This window comes from Streptomyces sp. NBC_01363 (genome assembly GCF_026340595.1).
Lineage (GTDB): Bacteria > Actinomycetota > Actinomycetes > Streptomycetales > Streptomycetaceae > Streptomyces.
In genome coordinates this window covers 2528530-2541420 of sequence record NZ_JAPEPF010000002.1, presented here as the reverse complement: position 1 = coordinate 2541420, position 12891 = coordinate 2528530, and the positions used below count along the sequence as shown (strand labels likewise).

At 69.0% G+C, this 12891-nt stretch carries 11 protein-coding genes, 1 tRNA gene and 2 pseudogenes; 10 read left to right on the top strand and 4 right to left on the bottom strand.

Annotation, left to right across the window (positions count from 1 at the left end; genetic code table 11):
- Positions 1 to 189 precede the first annotated feature (189 nt).
- The 3 genes from fxlM (at position 190) to OG611_RS38855 (ending at position 3454) form a co-directional block, all read left to right on the top strand.
- Complete coding sequence (gene fxlM / locus OG611_RS38865) at positions 190 to 2544, top strand: methyltransferase, FxLD system (RefSeq protein WP_266431135.1); 2355 nt, start codon at positions 190 to 192, stop codon at positions 2542 to 2544.
- Positions 2541 to 2984, top strand: a complete 444-nt coding sequence (locus tag OG611_RS38860) for an ATP/GTP-binding protein (protein ID WP_266431134.1) — start codon at positions 2541 to 2543, stop codon at positions 2982 to 2984. Before fxlM ends, OG611_RS38860 begins: the two co-directional genes overlap by 4 nt.
- Before the next feature lie 239 nt (positions 2985 to 3223).
- Positions 3224 to 3454, top strand: a complete 231-nt coding sequence (locus tag OG611_RS38855; RefSeq protein ID WP_266431132.1) for a hypothetical protein — start codon at positions 3224 to 3226, stop codon at positions 3452 to 3454.
- Positions 3455 to 3528: 74 nt separating this feature from the next.
- On the opposite strand, the gene OG611_RS38850 is transcribed toward OG611_RS38855, so the two are convergent.
- On the bottom strand, positions 3529 to 3936 hold the full coding sequence (locus OG611_RS38850) for a hypothetical protein (RefSeq protein ID WP_266431130.1): 408 nt from the start codon (positions 3934 to 3936) through the stop codon (positions 3529 to 3531).
- A gap of 236 nt (positions 3937 to 4172) precedes the next feature.
- On the opposite strand from OG611_RS38850, the gene OG611_RS38845 reads away from it, so the two are divergent.
- From OG611_RS38845 to OG611_RS38835, 3 genes are all read left to right on the top strand, one after another.
- A complete protein-coding gene (locus OG611_RS38845) occupies positions 4173 to 4376 on the top strand; it encodes a cold-shock protein (protein ID WP_010982331.1) in 204 nt (67 codons plus the stop codon).
- A 1051-nt stretch (positions 4377 to 5427) separates the two neighbouring features.
- Positions 5428 to 5499: transfer RNA gene (locus OG611_RS38840), tRNA-Arg, on the top strand.
- Between the two features lie 3 nt (positions 5500 to 5502).
- Positions 5503 to 7800 (top strand): hypothetical protein, encoded by a 2298-nt coding sequence (locus OG611_RS38835; protein WP_266431124.1) that lies wholly within the window; start codon positions 5503 to 5505, stop codon positions 7798 to 7800.
- A gap of 169 nt (positions 7801 to 7969) precedes the next feature.
- Here OG611_RS38835 and OG611_RS38830 read toward each other — a convergent pair whose 3' ends face one another.
- The gene (locus OG611_RS38830) at positions 7970 to 8443 is read right to left on the bottom strand and encodes a helix-turn-helix domain-containing protein (protein WP_266431122.1); all 474 of its coding nucleotides are present in this window, start codon (positions 8441 to 8443) and stop codon (positions 7970 to 7972) included.
- Between the two features lie 581 nt (positions 8444 to 9024).
- On the opposite strand from OG611_RS38830, the pseudogene OG611_RS38825 reads away from it, so the two are divergent.
- A pseudogene (locus OG611_RS38825) lies at positions 9025 to 9272 on the top strand (IS5/IS1182 family transposase); the annotation flags it as partial.
- 144 nt (positions 9273 to 9416) lie between these two features.
- Here OG611_RS38825 and OG611_RS38820 read toward each other — a convergent pair.
- Both OG611_RS38820 and OG611_RS38815 read right to left on the bottom strand, forming a co-directional pair.
- Complete coding sequence (locus tag OG611_RS38820; RefSeq protein WP_266431120.1) at positions 9417 to 9629, bottom strand: DUF4287 domain-containing protein; 213 nt, start codon at positions 9627 to 9629, stop codon at positions 9417 to 9419.
- An 84-nt stretch (positions 9630 to 9713) separates the two neighbouring features.
- The gene (locus tag OG611_RS38815) at positions 9714 to 10391 is read right to left on the bottom strand and encodes a DUF998 domain-containing protein (protein ID WP_266431119.1); all 678 of its coding nucleotides are present in this window, start codon (positions 10389 to 10391) and stop codon (positions 9714 to 9716) included.
- Between the two features lie 122 nt (positions 10392 to 10513).
- Here OG611_RS38815 and OG611_RS38810 point away from each other — a divergent pair, with 122 nt between their 5' ends.
- The 3 genes and pseudogenes from OG611_RS38810 (at position 10514) to OG611_RS38800 (ending at position 12877) form a co-directional block, all read left to right on the top strand.
- Complete coding sequence (locus OG611_RS38810) at positions 10514 to 11134, top strand: TetR/AcrR family transcriptional regulator (RefSeq protein WP_266431118.1); 621 nt, start codon at positions 10514 to 10516, stop codon at positions 11132 to 11134.
- Positions 11135 to 11870: 736 nt separating this feature from the next.
- Positions 11871 to 12269, top strand: a pseudogene (locus OG611_RS38805) (FAD-dependent oxidoreductase); the annotation flags it as partial.
- Between the two features lie 122 nt (positions 12270 to 12391).
- Positions 12392 to 12877: an HIT family protein gene (locus OG611_RS38800; RefSeq protein ID WP_266431117.1), complete on the top strand. Its 486-nt coding sequence runs from the start codon at positions 12392 to 12394 to the stop codon at positions 12875 to 12877.
- The last annotated feature ends 14 nt before the right edge of the window (positions 12878 to 12891 follow it).

The window sequence follows — 12891 nt, the reverse complement described above, 5'->3', positions numbered from 1 at the left end:
ACGAGGCGGAATGGACCTCGGCCCTGAAGGGGCTCATCCAGTCCTACCTCGGCACTGAGCGGAGGGCAGGTACGGCCGGCGTGTACGCGAACTCCTCGAACGAGGCCGCCGCACCCTGGCCCGGCTCCGTGCCACGGGCCGCCTGTGAACACCACACCCAGCGCACCCGACCAGTTGAGGAGCAGCACCATGGAGTACGTCGTCCGCGAGGAATGGCACAAGCACTACGCCGACGGGAAGAACTTCCGGCAGCTGGGTGAGGCCGAGCGGGCGCTGCTCGCCGAACACACCCCGGTGCCGGACGGCGGCGGGCGCGCGCTCGACGTGGGCTGTGGGACCGGCGGGCTGGCCGTCCACCTCTCCTGCCTCGGATATCTCGTGGATGCCGTCGACTTCGCCGACAGTGCGATCGAGCGGGCCCGGACCGAGCACGCCGGCGTGGAGGGAGTGCGCTGGTTGCGGCTGGATATCGAGCGCGAGGACCTGGTGGAGCTGCACCAGGACGGCTACGACCTGATCACACTGCGCCTGGCGTACCCGTTCCTGCGCGACCGCAACCGTGCCCTGCACGCGCTCGATGGGCGGCTGCGCCCCGGCGGCGCGCTCGTCGTCATCACGCCCACAGCCGAGCGCACCCCGAAGGAGCGGCGGGACATCGCTCTCGACGAAGGCGAGATCTGTCTACTCACCGCGGGCTGGAGGCAGGCCGAGCGGCTGGAAGCGGACGGGCTCGCCGTCCTCGTCCTGCGCGGCCCCAGGAACGTCGGCACAACTGCGGTCGAAAAGCGGCCGCCCACCGGCCATGCCCTGACCGGTGCCCTCGCGGTCGTCACCGATGAGGCCGGCCTGGTCCTGCTCGGCCGGTCCACCCGAGGCATGTGGGAACTGCCGGGCGGCAAGACTTCCGGTTCGGAGGACTTCGCCTCGGCGGCGGTACGGGAGCTCGCGGAGGAGACCGGCCTGACCGCCTCGGTTTGCGACGCGTACGTGGTGGCGATGCTCGCCGACGACAGCCACGGCATGCCCCGCCTGACGGCAGCCGTTCGGATCACCGCCTGGTCCGGCACCCTCACCAATCGTGAGACGTCGCTTTTCGAGCGGTGGGAGTGGCACGACCTCCACGGCCTCGCCCACGCCGGAAACATCTTCACACCATCCGCGCTGACGCTCGACGCCATCTGGCCCGGAGTCATCCCCGGCCTGCCGCCCGTCCATACCTATCCCCTCGCCGTTGCGCAACCGCCCGTACCCGGCGAGCCCGCCGAAGCTGTCCGGCGGCGGCAGGCGATGGCCAAGGCTGTTGTCACCGGCGGCTGGGCACCCTCCGAGAAGGTTCAGGATGCGCTGCGCACGGTGCCCCGGCACCGATACGCGCCGGAGAGGGACCTCAAGACGGCGTACGACGACCAGGCCGTCGTCACCCGCCTCGACGGCACGGGCAAGCCGACGAGTTCGGTGAGTGCGGCCTGGCTCCAGGCCGACATGATCGAAAACCTCCAGCTGGAGGCCGGCGCGGTCGTGCACGAGGCCGGGTCCGGCGGCTACAACGCCGCGCTCCTCTCCCACGTCGTCGGCCCCAACGGACGGGTCGTCACCGGAGACATCGACCCGTATATCGTGCACCGCACCCGCAGGCTCACCACGGAGGCCGGCAGCGGAGACGTGACCGCCTTCCACGGCGACGCCGCCCTCGGCGCGCCCGCACACCTCGTCCCCCGGAGCGGGTTCGACGCAACCATGATCACCTATAACGTATGGGACATCGCGCCGGCCTGGCGCGAGCAGCTCGCCGAGGGCGGACGCCTGGTCCTGCCGCTTGAGATCGGCGGCTATACCCGGGCCATCACGTTCCGGCGCGCCGGGGATGTCCTGCACGCGGAGAGGTTCACGCACTGCGGGTTCATCCGCGCCCAGGGCGAGCACGCACGGACCATCCCGGTCGTCGACCTCCTCGGCGGTGAGCTGCGGCTCCGGTTCGAGGACGGCGACCCCGCCCTCACAGAGGGGTTGGAGGAGGCGCTGCGCGGACCGCGTCACGAAATCGCCACCGGCGTGAAGATGGGCAGCGGCTTCTACTTCGGCTCGCTCCAGCTCTACGCGGCCACGACCCTGCCCGGCTTCTGCCGCCTGTCCGCCCACCGGGAGAAGGGCACCGGCGTCACCCTGATCGCGAAGGACGGCGACGCCCCTGCGATCCTCGGCAACGCCGCACTGGCCTACCTCGTCCACGTCCAGACCCGGCACGGCGACAGCCCGGCCGACAGGGAATGGGAGTGGGTTGTCCATGCCTTCGGTGCGCAAGGGCCGCAGCTTGCCCAGCAGTTGGCGGCCACGGTGCGGGCCTGGGACCGTGACGTACGCGACGGCGACGACCCGGGCCTGACCGTGCACCCGGCCGGAACGCCCGATCGCCTGCTGCCCGCCGGGGACGTAGTGGACAGACCGTTGTCACGCATGGTGTTCCAGTGGCCAGGCCGTGACGTGCTTCTCCGGGCGCCCGTTGAGCACGGCGGGACACCCGCCGCAACTGTGGAGGGCACGTGATCATCTGGCTCAACGGCCCCTTCGGCGGCGGCAAGAGGGCCCTCGCCGTCAACCTGCGCGAGGCGATGCCCGGCACGGTCATCGCCGAACCGGAGGCCGTCGGCGGTGTTCCGCGGACCGCACTCGCCGGTCACGCTCTTCGCCCGCGGGACTACCAGGAACTGCCGCTCCGGCGGACCCTGACCACCGGGCCGGTCACCGGCCTGGCCCGGCATACCGGTGTGCCCGTCACCGTGCCCATGACAGCCCTCAACCCCGCGTCCGCGGCCGAGATGTTCACCCCGCTGCACCAGAACGGCACCCTTCTCCACCACCTCGTCGTGCACACCGCCCCGCCGGTCCTGCTGGAGCGGATCGAGTCCGGCTGGGAGTACCCCGGGGATGTCAGGCGCAGCAAGGCGGTGCGTGCTCACCGCCGTCGGCATGCTCCCGACCAGTGAACAGCATCGTCTCCGTCCGGTGCAGCGTCAGCTCGGCCATACGAGAACGCGCAACACAGTCAGCTGCCCTGACCGGCTTGCGGTCACGGTTGACACCCGCCGCCCCGACCACCGAGAAGGCCTGTGCCCGCCGTGCCGTCGTTCTTCTGTCTCCCCCATGCCGCGCAGCTCGATCTGCTCGAATCACTGACCCGGGTTTCGTTGAGCGAGTACACGGACTCGACGGCGCGGCCGTACGGATGGAGGTCCAGCGGTACGAGGACAACGCCGTCTGGCGCGTCACACCGCCTGGCCGCAGCTCTTTCGTGGCCCGGCTGTCCGTCCGCGACGGCCGCCCTGCCCACCGGCAGTTCAGCGAGATGCGATGGCTGGAGAGCCTGGCCACCTCCCGCACGGTCGCCGTCCCCGAGCCCGTCACCACGACGTCGTGGCGAACATGCTTCTCGAACGTTCGGGGCTCGCAGACGTAGGGCGTGCACGAGGGATCCCTTCGCGGAAAGAGACGCCGCGAACCCGGCCGGTCATTCTGACGGGTGATGGCCCGTCAGGGGAGCAGAGCGGACACCTGAGTGGCCAGTGCGTCGATGTCGACGTCGTCGAAGCGGGTGGTGTCCACGGTCAGGACCGGCCCTAGCAGGTCCAGGGGCTCGTATCGGCCCGCCAGGAGCTCTCCGCGGAATTCGTCGACGTTCTGGTCGTCGCAGTGGCCGGGATGCCGCTCGGCGGAGGAAGCACGGGCGATGGAACGGTTGAGGAGGGTGACGCCGTCCGTGCTGCACTGGATCTGATCGACGCCGGCGCCCGTGGCACCGAGGAGCTGTTGAAAGTCCGGGCTGGAGAGCGTCCGGCGGAAAACGGATGTGCCGGGGGCTTGGGGACGGTCCTGGGCCCGCACTCCGAGCAGACCTGACTGGTCGGTTCGAACCGGCCGACGCGCTGCTGGCCGTCCCATGCGGCGAGGCACCGGGGCCCGGGAAGTGACGGCTTGGGATTCTCCTCACGCGTTCCCGCGATGAAGGCGGAGCTACCGGTGTACCGTCAGGGGCAGCTGTCATGGTTCCGAAGTACTGGTCGCCCGTGAACGTTCCCACGGGCGTTTCTGCTGTTCAACGTCTCTGAGGACCAAGGCGATCACCTCCGGTCCCCGCACGGTGCGGGAGCCGACTACCAGTCCCCTTGGAGGGCAAAATGGCCAGCGGAACCGTCAAGTGGTTCAACTCGGAAAAGGGCTTCGGCTTCATCGAGCAGGACGGCGGCGGCCCCGACGTCTTCGCTCACTACTCCAACATTGCCAGCTCCGGCTTCCGTGAGCTCCAGGAAGGCCAGAAGGTGAACTTCGACGTCACCCAGGGCCAGAAGGGCCCGCAGGCGGAGAACATCACCCCGGCCTGAGCTGCTTGCACCTGCACGGCACCCGCCCCGCGACAATCGCTGGGCGGGTTCCGTGCGTTCTGGAGCCTGCCCCCGCCAGAGCACCTGCCGCCGGCAGCGGCGCCCATGCTCACGCGAGCAAGAGAGGCTTGCTGATCCAGCAATTGACGGGCCGCCCGCCGCCGCAGGCTTCCCGGGGCTTGCGAGGCCGCCCGCCCCAGACAGCTGTCCCCCGAAGAGGGAGTGGGCGGCAGCAGATCTCTACTCCACGCGCGGGCCGGGAATGACCGCACTGGCCATGACCAACACCGCCTCGCTGACGATCCAGACGCCCTGACAGTTGAAGTCCTGCTGATCATTTACAGCCGTACAGGCAGCAATCCTTCCACTCGGTCAGATCACCCGATCGATGCGGGGAACGTGGCCCACTGACGCCCTGCCTGGCCGGGACGCTGCACCCGCGAGTTGAGCCCGGGCCGGCCGACGTCACGGGGCCGAGTGCCGAGCAGGGGTCCAGGCGGGCCGCGGCGGGAAGCACCGCGCTACGACATATCACTCTCTTCCACACCGTCACCGCCTTCTCCCGTGTCCAGTGCTGGGACGACAGCAACAGGTGGAAAATCGACCCGCTCCGACCACCCTTGTGCCCTCTGTCACGACCAGCTCCTGCAGCAACTGTGCCACCCGCGATGAGACCCACACGCGCGCATGCCCCACCGGTTCCGCCACTGCGCTGAACCGTACGCCCCCGACCAGTGGGGACACACCTGCTCCTGCTACTTCGGCGGCCACACCGCCGCCGACGGCGCCCATGACCGCGGAAGCGTTGCTCAGCCGATGGCCCACAGGCGCGCGGAAGGTGGAACTGATCCACGGTGTCATCATCTTCACCGATCGCTTCGACGAACAGGGCCTGGTGCGGGCGGGCCGCAACCGCGGCGACCGACCCGTCGAAGGTTCCCCTGCGACGGTGTCCCGTTGTCAACAAGCAACAGCTACCGGCTACCGAAGGCGGTTCGCTCGGACAATGCGCTTGCACGGACTTCGGACAGACGTCTAGCCTCACGTTCAACGGCGTGTAGCTCAGTAGCAGAGCACCGGGCTCCGGACCCGGAGGGCGCAGGGGCGGAACCTGCCACGTCGGCTTATGAGCGACGACGCTGAGCAGCAGCATTCCGCAGGGTCCAGAGACTCCATGACGTATCCCCAGGCCATGCAGGCCCAGGCCTTCCTGACCCGGCTGACCCATGGTGAAGCCGACACCCGGGGCCGCGCCGCGAGCCGCGTCGACCGTTGGCAGGCCGTGCTCTCCGGTATGGCCGACGGCCGCCTGACCATCGGCTCGCGCACCCCGGTGGCTGGGCTGCCCGCCTGGGTGACCCCGGAAGTCGTACGAGGCGGGTTCGCCACCTCCGCGGCGAGCGCCGAGGGCCCGCTCCAACCGTATGAGCGCGAGGCTGCGTCCCTGGCGGGGGTGCCCGTCGAGCGTCGGGCGCTGTTCGCGTACTGCCTCACCGAACCCGGCCTGGCACGGCTGTGCGCGCTGCTCGACAGTGGACGTTACGAGATCGTCGTGCCCGAGGAAGCCGCGCTGCTGATCGTGGCGTGGCTGGTGCGGTCCGGGGACGTGACCGGTGCGCTGGAGCTCGTCGAGATCCTGGAACCGTGGGCCGATCGGCTGCGTTTCATGCCTCGGCCGTCCGTCCTGCCTGCGCCGGACGTTCAGGCAGTCCACCGGCGCACGGTCGGCGAGGTCGGCGCGTCCCTGTCCGCCCGACGGCCGCACCCCGCGGTGGAGACCCAGCGCGAGGCCCTCACCGTCTGGCAGCCCTTCGGCGACGAACTGCTGGCCCACTGGCTGGAAACAGCCGGGACCGGCCGCGTGCTGGACCGCGTGCCGGACGACACCTGGCGGGAGCGCGGCGAGATGCTCCTGCGGCGCTACCGGGAGCTCGCGGCGACCCACACGCGCTGCACCAAGCACCGCGACCCGAAGGAGAACCTGGGCATCCTGCGCGGCGCCCTGGAGGAAACCGTCGCAGGTCGGCCGCTGGACGCGCGCCGACTCGGGCTGCTGCGCCACGCGGTGGAGTCCATGGTTCGACGGCGTGGCCGTCCCGGCTCCGGACAGCACCGCAAGTTGCGCACCCGCCAGGCGGCGCAGGCGGCTCAGCCCTCGCACCACGCGCTCGCCCAACTCGTTCTGCGCCGGCTGTCCGGACTCCCGCAGCAGACCGGCGCGGCCGATGTGACACCACTGATCGCGGACGTCTCGGCCCGCGAGGCCGCGGAGACCGGGCTGCCCGCGGGGGCGGTGATCCCGGTAGCGGTGCGACGTGTCGTGGAGGCCGCGCTGAGCGCTCCGATCGGTACGCTCGTGGAACGCGGTGTGGTGCCTTCGGCCGAGGTCCTGGCCGAACTGGTGCCGCAGCTGGTCGCGTCAACCGGTTCGCAGGCGTATCAGGACCTGGCGTTGCGCACCCTGATGGCCGCGAACTACCGGGCGTTCCGCAACCGCCGTTCGCTGCTCCTGCTCGACCTCGCCCAGCAGGTACGGATCGAGGAGCTGCCCTGGGTTCGTGCAGTGGCCCAATTCCGCAGCGCCGATCAGGGGCAGGAGGCTGCGCACTCCGCGCTGCGCCAACTCGGCGAACTGGCCGTGCAGGCCTTCCCCGGCACGCTCCTGCCCAACCCTCTGGTGCGCGAACTCAGTGTGCTCGCTCGGCAGGCCGAGGCAGGCGCACCGTTCGTCGAGGAGCTGGCCTCGGACATCTTCATGGGCACCTTCACACCGAAGTTCCTTGCTGCGGCGAGGGTCGCCGCCGAATTGCTCGGCGGCACGCTGTACGAGCGCTACTACGGCATCGACTACGCGGCGGTCCGCAACCTCGCGATCACCGAGGCGAGCGACTCGCTGCGCCGTACCCATCGGGCGCGCACCTCGCCCGGATTCGCGAAGCTGTGCGCAGCGCGGGCCGGTGATTCGGGCACCCGGAGCTGGTCCGTGGCAGCCAACGGCAAGGTCATAGAGCAGGCCCAGATCCTCACCACACACAACCTGGCCACCCTGGTCGGCCGAATCGGCATCAGTCCCGAGCCCGGTTGGGGAGACCTGGCTCGGCGCTGCTTCAGCACCGTGTGCCTGCTGACTGCCCGGATACACGGCAACCCGCGACCGCTGTCCACGATCAAGGACACGGCGTACGCATGGCGCCAGATGGTGTTCCACCTGGCGCTCTGCGGTCCTGCGGAACAGTCCCTGGTGATCGCCCGACTGGACGAGGAGATGGCGCGCTATCCAGGTCATGTCGCGGCTCGGCTCGCTCCGGCACTGACCGGCCTGCGCCAGGCCGCAGCCGGAGGCTCGCCCGACTCGGGTGGGGGGCACTGTTTCCTGGGCTGGACCACTGAGGCCCACTGGCTTCGCCCGGATCCCCGTGCCTGACCTTGTCGTCCTACCGGGGCCGAGGAGATCGCGCCGGCCGGTGTCTCCATGAGGTGTCCCTATGGGGACGCAGATCCTCGGGCTCGAACCGGCCGGGGAGGCAGCCGGTGCGGCATACACAGGATGGTGACGGAGCCGTCGACCCCCGCGGTGTCGTGGCAGGTCTCCCTCAGTCGTTGAGTAGGCGCCATGCGGTGAGGGCGATTCTGGCGCGTAACAGTCCGGTGGGATCGGCGAGTTCGATGCCCAGGGTCTTGCCGATCTCTTCGAGTCGGCGGGCGACGCTGCTGTGATGCAGATGGAGAAGGTCGGCGGCCCGGCGCTGGGAGCCGGTCGTGCAGTAGGCGTCCAAGGTCTCCAGATCTTCCGGGTTGCCGGCCACGCGGATGATCGCGGCCACATCGGTGTTGTCGCGCGAGGTGTCCGGAGGTATCTCGGCGAGAAGCGCCAGCGAGCCCAGGTCGTCGTAGCGGATGACGGGTTCGCGTGGGGTGGTGAAGCGGAGAGCGGTGCGGGCTTGGCACCATGACCGTCCGGGGCTTTCGGCGGCACCGATGCCCGCACGTACGTCTGCGGGGAAACCGGCCGGGTCGATGGCGGCAGCCAGGATGACGCCGACGTCGGCGAGCGGTGCCGCCTTCACCGGGCGGGCCGGGCAGACCAGGCCACCGATCCGGTCGAGCGGGAGCTGCGAGCGTACGGCGATGACGTGGACCGGCAGGTCGGCGGCGAAGCCCAGGAGCCGTAGCGCCCGCGCTAACCTGTGTACCGTCGGGCGACATGCGGATCGCCCGCCCTGTGCCGTCGAACCGAATCCCGGCCACGCACTCGGCCAGGCCCGCCGATGCCCGCGCGAGTGCCGGGAGATCCACCCGTCGGCGCATCAGTGTGTCGTAGAACGCGACGACTCGGACCGCGCCTTCGACGTACGAGTCCAGTCCCGACAGCCGTACGGCCAGTGCCTCCATGGCAGGGGGGTGGGTAGAAGGATCAGGAGCGTCTGTCGGTGCGCGATCGGGTCTTGCTTCCTCTGCCGCAGCACAACAGACGGCTGACGCCTGCCTCCTGGGTGACTGGCCCGACTGATCTTCTCAGTAAGGGATGTGCCCCGGTGGTCGGGTGTTGTATCGGCGGTGGTATCTGCCAAGTGCCTGCTGGTCTAGTTCCTGATGGCCGGCGGGAACGCATAGTTCCGCTGTCGCCGGCTCGTCCGCCTCGTAGCAACTCACCCAGCTCATGCCCCTGCTGGACGCCAACCCACCCGTCCGCAGGTTGCACGGCCGGCCAGGCCATCGTCCCCGATGGCTCCTCACCAACCGCGGCTACGGCTTCGGCGCGTGCCGATGTCGCCTCCGAGCACGCGGGGGCACCCCCAGGATCGCCCTCCGCAGCACCCGCACGGCTCCGGACTGGGCAAAACCCGCGCCTGGCTCCACCAGTTCAAACGACTCCATATCCGCTACGAGATACGCACCACGAACGACCGGCGACTTGGACAGGCTGACCGCTGCACCGGCCGACGGCCCGGCGGGCGCGCGGGTTGAAGGTCGCCACCCGCAAGGACGAGCCATGAATCACCGTGCCGACGCCTTCCGCGGTACGGGGGCAAGGACGGTTCACTTGCCGCTGTCTTCGGCGAGGGTGTGTGCGACGAGGGCATTTGCGTGGCCGTGACCAAGGCCGTGCTCGGTCTTGAGCCACGAGACGAGCTCCATGTGCTTGGTCAGGGAAGAGGACCGGATGAGGTCCTTCCACTCCGTGATCGGACGGCCGTACTTCTTCTCGATCGAAGGGAAGTAGCTGGCGGGGCCCTTTGCCGGTTCAGTCATGTCGCAGTGTCCCATCTCTCCATGCTCAGTGATCTTGGATTGTCGCTTCGTTCTCGCCCGTCCTGCAAGCCACGAGGGCTCCGCCTACTGCTGAGCCGTCGGCGCGGCGGCGAGAAGCCGGGCCGACACTGCGGTGAGCCAGAGGAGTCCGAGTCCCGCTCCGGCCGTGAAGGCCAGGACGGCGACAGAGGAGCTTGCGAAGCCCACGAGGACTCCCACCGGCACGAGGCGGCAGGCGATGGCCCAGCCGCGCTGACGCTGGGCGGCGAAGAGCCTGGCCAGCACGAAGGACGCGGCACACAGCGCGAGGAAACCCACCATCCCACTGAGCATGTGGACGGCGCCGTGCGCACTCATCGAGGCGCCCGATCTCTCCGGGGTACCAGCCGGAAACCCGGCGCCGGCGTCGGCGGTAAACACCCCCGCAAGAAGGAACGAGGCGCCGAACACGCCTACCAACCGCGAGGCCCAGACCCCACCGGGGACATCGCGCAGTGATTGCCATATCCCGATCGCACCGGCGATGGCCAGCACCCCGGTGAGCAGGAAGCTGGTCACCTGGATCCAGCCCAGGCCACCGAGGCTGAGCTGGCTGATGGCGTTGCGGGTGAAGTCGAAGCCCTCACGGGCGAAGCCCTGAATCAGGCCCGCACCCAGGAACAGCGGGCCCGCCGCGATACCGCCGGCCAGCAGGACCCGCGTCGCCCGCCGGGTCGAGATCATGGAACTGGCAGTGATCGGGGCGTTGTTCGTCTGGGCCATGGAAGTCCTCCTCGGTCGCGATTACCGCACGGAACTAGACGGTTCAGTACTGTCGGAAACTGGACGGTACAGTACTCATGGATGAACTGGACTGTCCAGTACCGCCAGGTCAGGGAGACGGCATGGAAGCGAACGAGCAGGGCCGGTCGGCACGCAAGCGCCAGGCAATCATGGAGGCCGCGACCAGGGTGTTCATGGAGAAGGGCTACTCCGGCACGAGCATGGACGACATCGCGAAGCTGGCGGCCGTTTCCAAGCAGACCGTCTACAAGCACTTCTCCGACAAGGAGAAGCTGTTCGCAGAGATCGTCCTGGCCACCACCGACCGCATCGACGGCGTGATCGACCTGGTGGCCGACATCCCGTCCGACGCCGATGCGCTCGACGAGAACCTGACGCGCCTCGCCCAGCAGTTCCTCACCACCCTCACGCAGGCCCAGGTGCTTCAGCTGCGGCGCCTGGTCATCGCCAACGCGGATGTCTTCCCCGAGCTCGGCGCGACCTGGTACGAGCAGGGCTTCGAGCGAGTACTGGTCACCCTGGCAGCCACGTTCCAGCGTCTCGCCGAGGACGGACTGCTCCGGATCGACGAACCGCTCCTGGCCGCCAATCACTTCTCCGGTCTGCTGCTGTGGATCCCGGTGAACAAGGCAATGTTCCACGGCGGCCCCCAGCACACCCAAGCCGAACTCGACCGCTACGCCACCGCCGGCGTCCGCGCCTTCCTCGCCGCCTACCGCTGACCCTCTGCGCCCCTGCGCTCCCGAAGCACGCTTCATCCGGCCGCCGCCTGAAGAGGCAACGCATGCCATGGCCCGAGCGCATTGCTCTGCGCGACGGCGTACGGCTTTCCTGCCGCGCACCCGAACTCATTCGCGCACTCGTACTGGTCGACGCTGCGCACCCGCAGCGCTCATCCGGATGTTCCCGCTGAAATCGGCTGGTCCTGGCCCTGTACAGCCGCATTCCGGTGGACTCCCTGAAGCTCGACGGCGGCCGACGTCTCTTCGACCTGCTCCTGGCCTGGGACCCGGATGAGTAGGACCTGACGGCGCGCCACCTCATGCCTCCGAGGGCCCGATACGCGGGACGCGGGTCTTCTCCGGCACTGGCGTGAACCGGGTGCAGTCCGCCCGCCGTCCTGGTGCGGCGACGTGGGAGGGCGGGTGACCCTGGCAGTCCCCGCTCAGGTGGAGCTTGGTGGTGAACCCGCCGTGCGATCGGCCAGGGCCCTTGCCTCCTGCACCGTCTCCATCAAGCGGGCGACGCGGCACTGCGCAGCGTTTCGCCCTGGTGATCTGCCGCACGATCGATCCGGACGCCGGGCTGAACGCCGTTCCGGGGCCTGTCGGCCATCTGTCGGGGACTGTGAGTTCGATGTCCGCGGCTTGTCGGCTGGGGCTGGCACCTTTCCGGAAACGGCCGCCGGAGATCACTGGGCGGTCCCGACCTCGAGGAGCCCCCATGCGCACCACGGCCGCGCGGATCGCGCGGGAGTTCGACGGCTGGGCGCCGGAGCTCACCGCACTGATCACGGACGCCGATACCGCGCCTGTTCTGCGCCCTCACTACGCCTTGCCGGCCGAGCACCGGTGGGCCCGGGTGCCGGGGGTGACCCTGCTCGGCGACGCCGCTCACCTCGCAGCGCCGAACGGCGAAGGCGCCAACCTGGCCATGCTCGACGGCGCCGAACTCGGCAATGCCCTCGCCGCGTCCCCCGACGACATCGAAGCCGCGCTCACCGAATACGAGCAGGCGATGTTCGCCCGGAGTGCCGAGGCCGTCACTTTTGAAGGCACCAACGTGGTCCAGGGCATCGACTCCGAAAACAACACACCCCAGGCCATGCTCAAGATGATCACCGAGCAGGTTCAATAAGCCGCTTGAGCCGAGATTCACCGAGCAGCCCGGCCTGATCGCCCGGACAATTCCTGACTGCACGGCTGCACGAAGATGTCCGTCGGGACGGAATTCGCTCGCGTTCGCAAGACTCTTCTGATGTGGTGACCGGAACGGGTATTTCGGAGCGTGAGGAGGCGGCTGTGGCGGGTGACGGATGCATCTTCTGCGCGATAGGGCGCGGTGAGGCGGATGCCAGCATTGTCCATGAGGACGAGTCGGTGATCGCGTTCATGGATCTCCGGCCCGTCAACCCAGGCCACTTGTTGGTCGTTCCCAAGACTCATGCGGTGGGGTTGGAGGACCTTCAGGAGGACGACGGCGTCCAGGTCTGGAAAGTGGCGCACCGACTCGGGCGGGCACTGCGCCGATCAGGCCTGCGGTGCGAGGGCGTCAACCTGCTCCTCGCGGATGGTGAAGCGGCATTCCAGGAAGTTTTCCATGTGCACCTGCATGTCATCCCCCGCTTCGCAGGCGATCCATTTCGCATAGGCGCCGACTGGCGCGTTCATGAGCGGGAGCAGCTCGACGAGACGTCTGCTGCTGTCCGCAGCAGTCTCGCCGCCCTGGACGCCTCGCAACGTTGACGCCCGATCGGCGG

Coding starts and splice junctions, on each gene's coding strand:
- OG611_RS38815 (WP_266431119.1), bottom strand. CDS start 10,391: ATGGCCCAGACGAACAACGCCCCGATCACTGCCAGTTCCATGATCTCG.
- OG611_RS38835 (WP_266431124.1), top strand. CDS start 5,503: ATGAGCGACGACGCTGAGCAGCAGCATTCCGCAGGGTCCAGAGACTCC.
- OG611_RS38855 (WP_266431132.1), top strand. CDS start 3,224: ATGGAGGTCCAGCGGTACGAGGACAACGCCGTCTGGCGCGTCACACCG.
- OG611_RS38820 (WP_266431120.1), bottom strand. CDS start 9,629: ATGACTGAACCGGCAAAGGGCCCCGCCAGCTACTTCCCTTCGATCGAG.
- fxlM (WP_266431135.1), top strand. CDS start 190: ATGGAGTACGTCGTCCGCGAGGAATGGCACAAGCACTACGCCGACGGG.
- OG611_RS38850 (WP_266431130.1), bottom strand. CDS start 3,936: ATGGGACGGCCAGCAGCGCGTCGGCCGGTTCGAACCGACCAGTCAGGT.
- OG611_RS38810 (WP_266431118.1), top strand. CDS start 10,514: ATGGAAGCGAACGAGCAGGGCCGGTCGGCACGCAAGCGCCAGGCAATC.
- OG611_RS38845 (WP_010982331.1), top strand. CDS start 4,173: ATGGCCAGCGGAACCGTCAAGTGGTTCAACTCGGAAAAGGGCTTCGGC.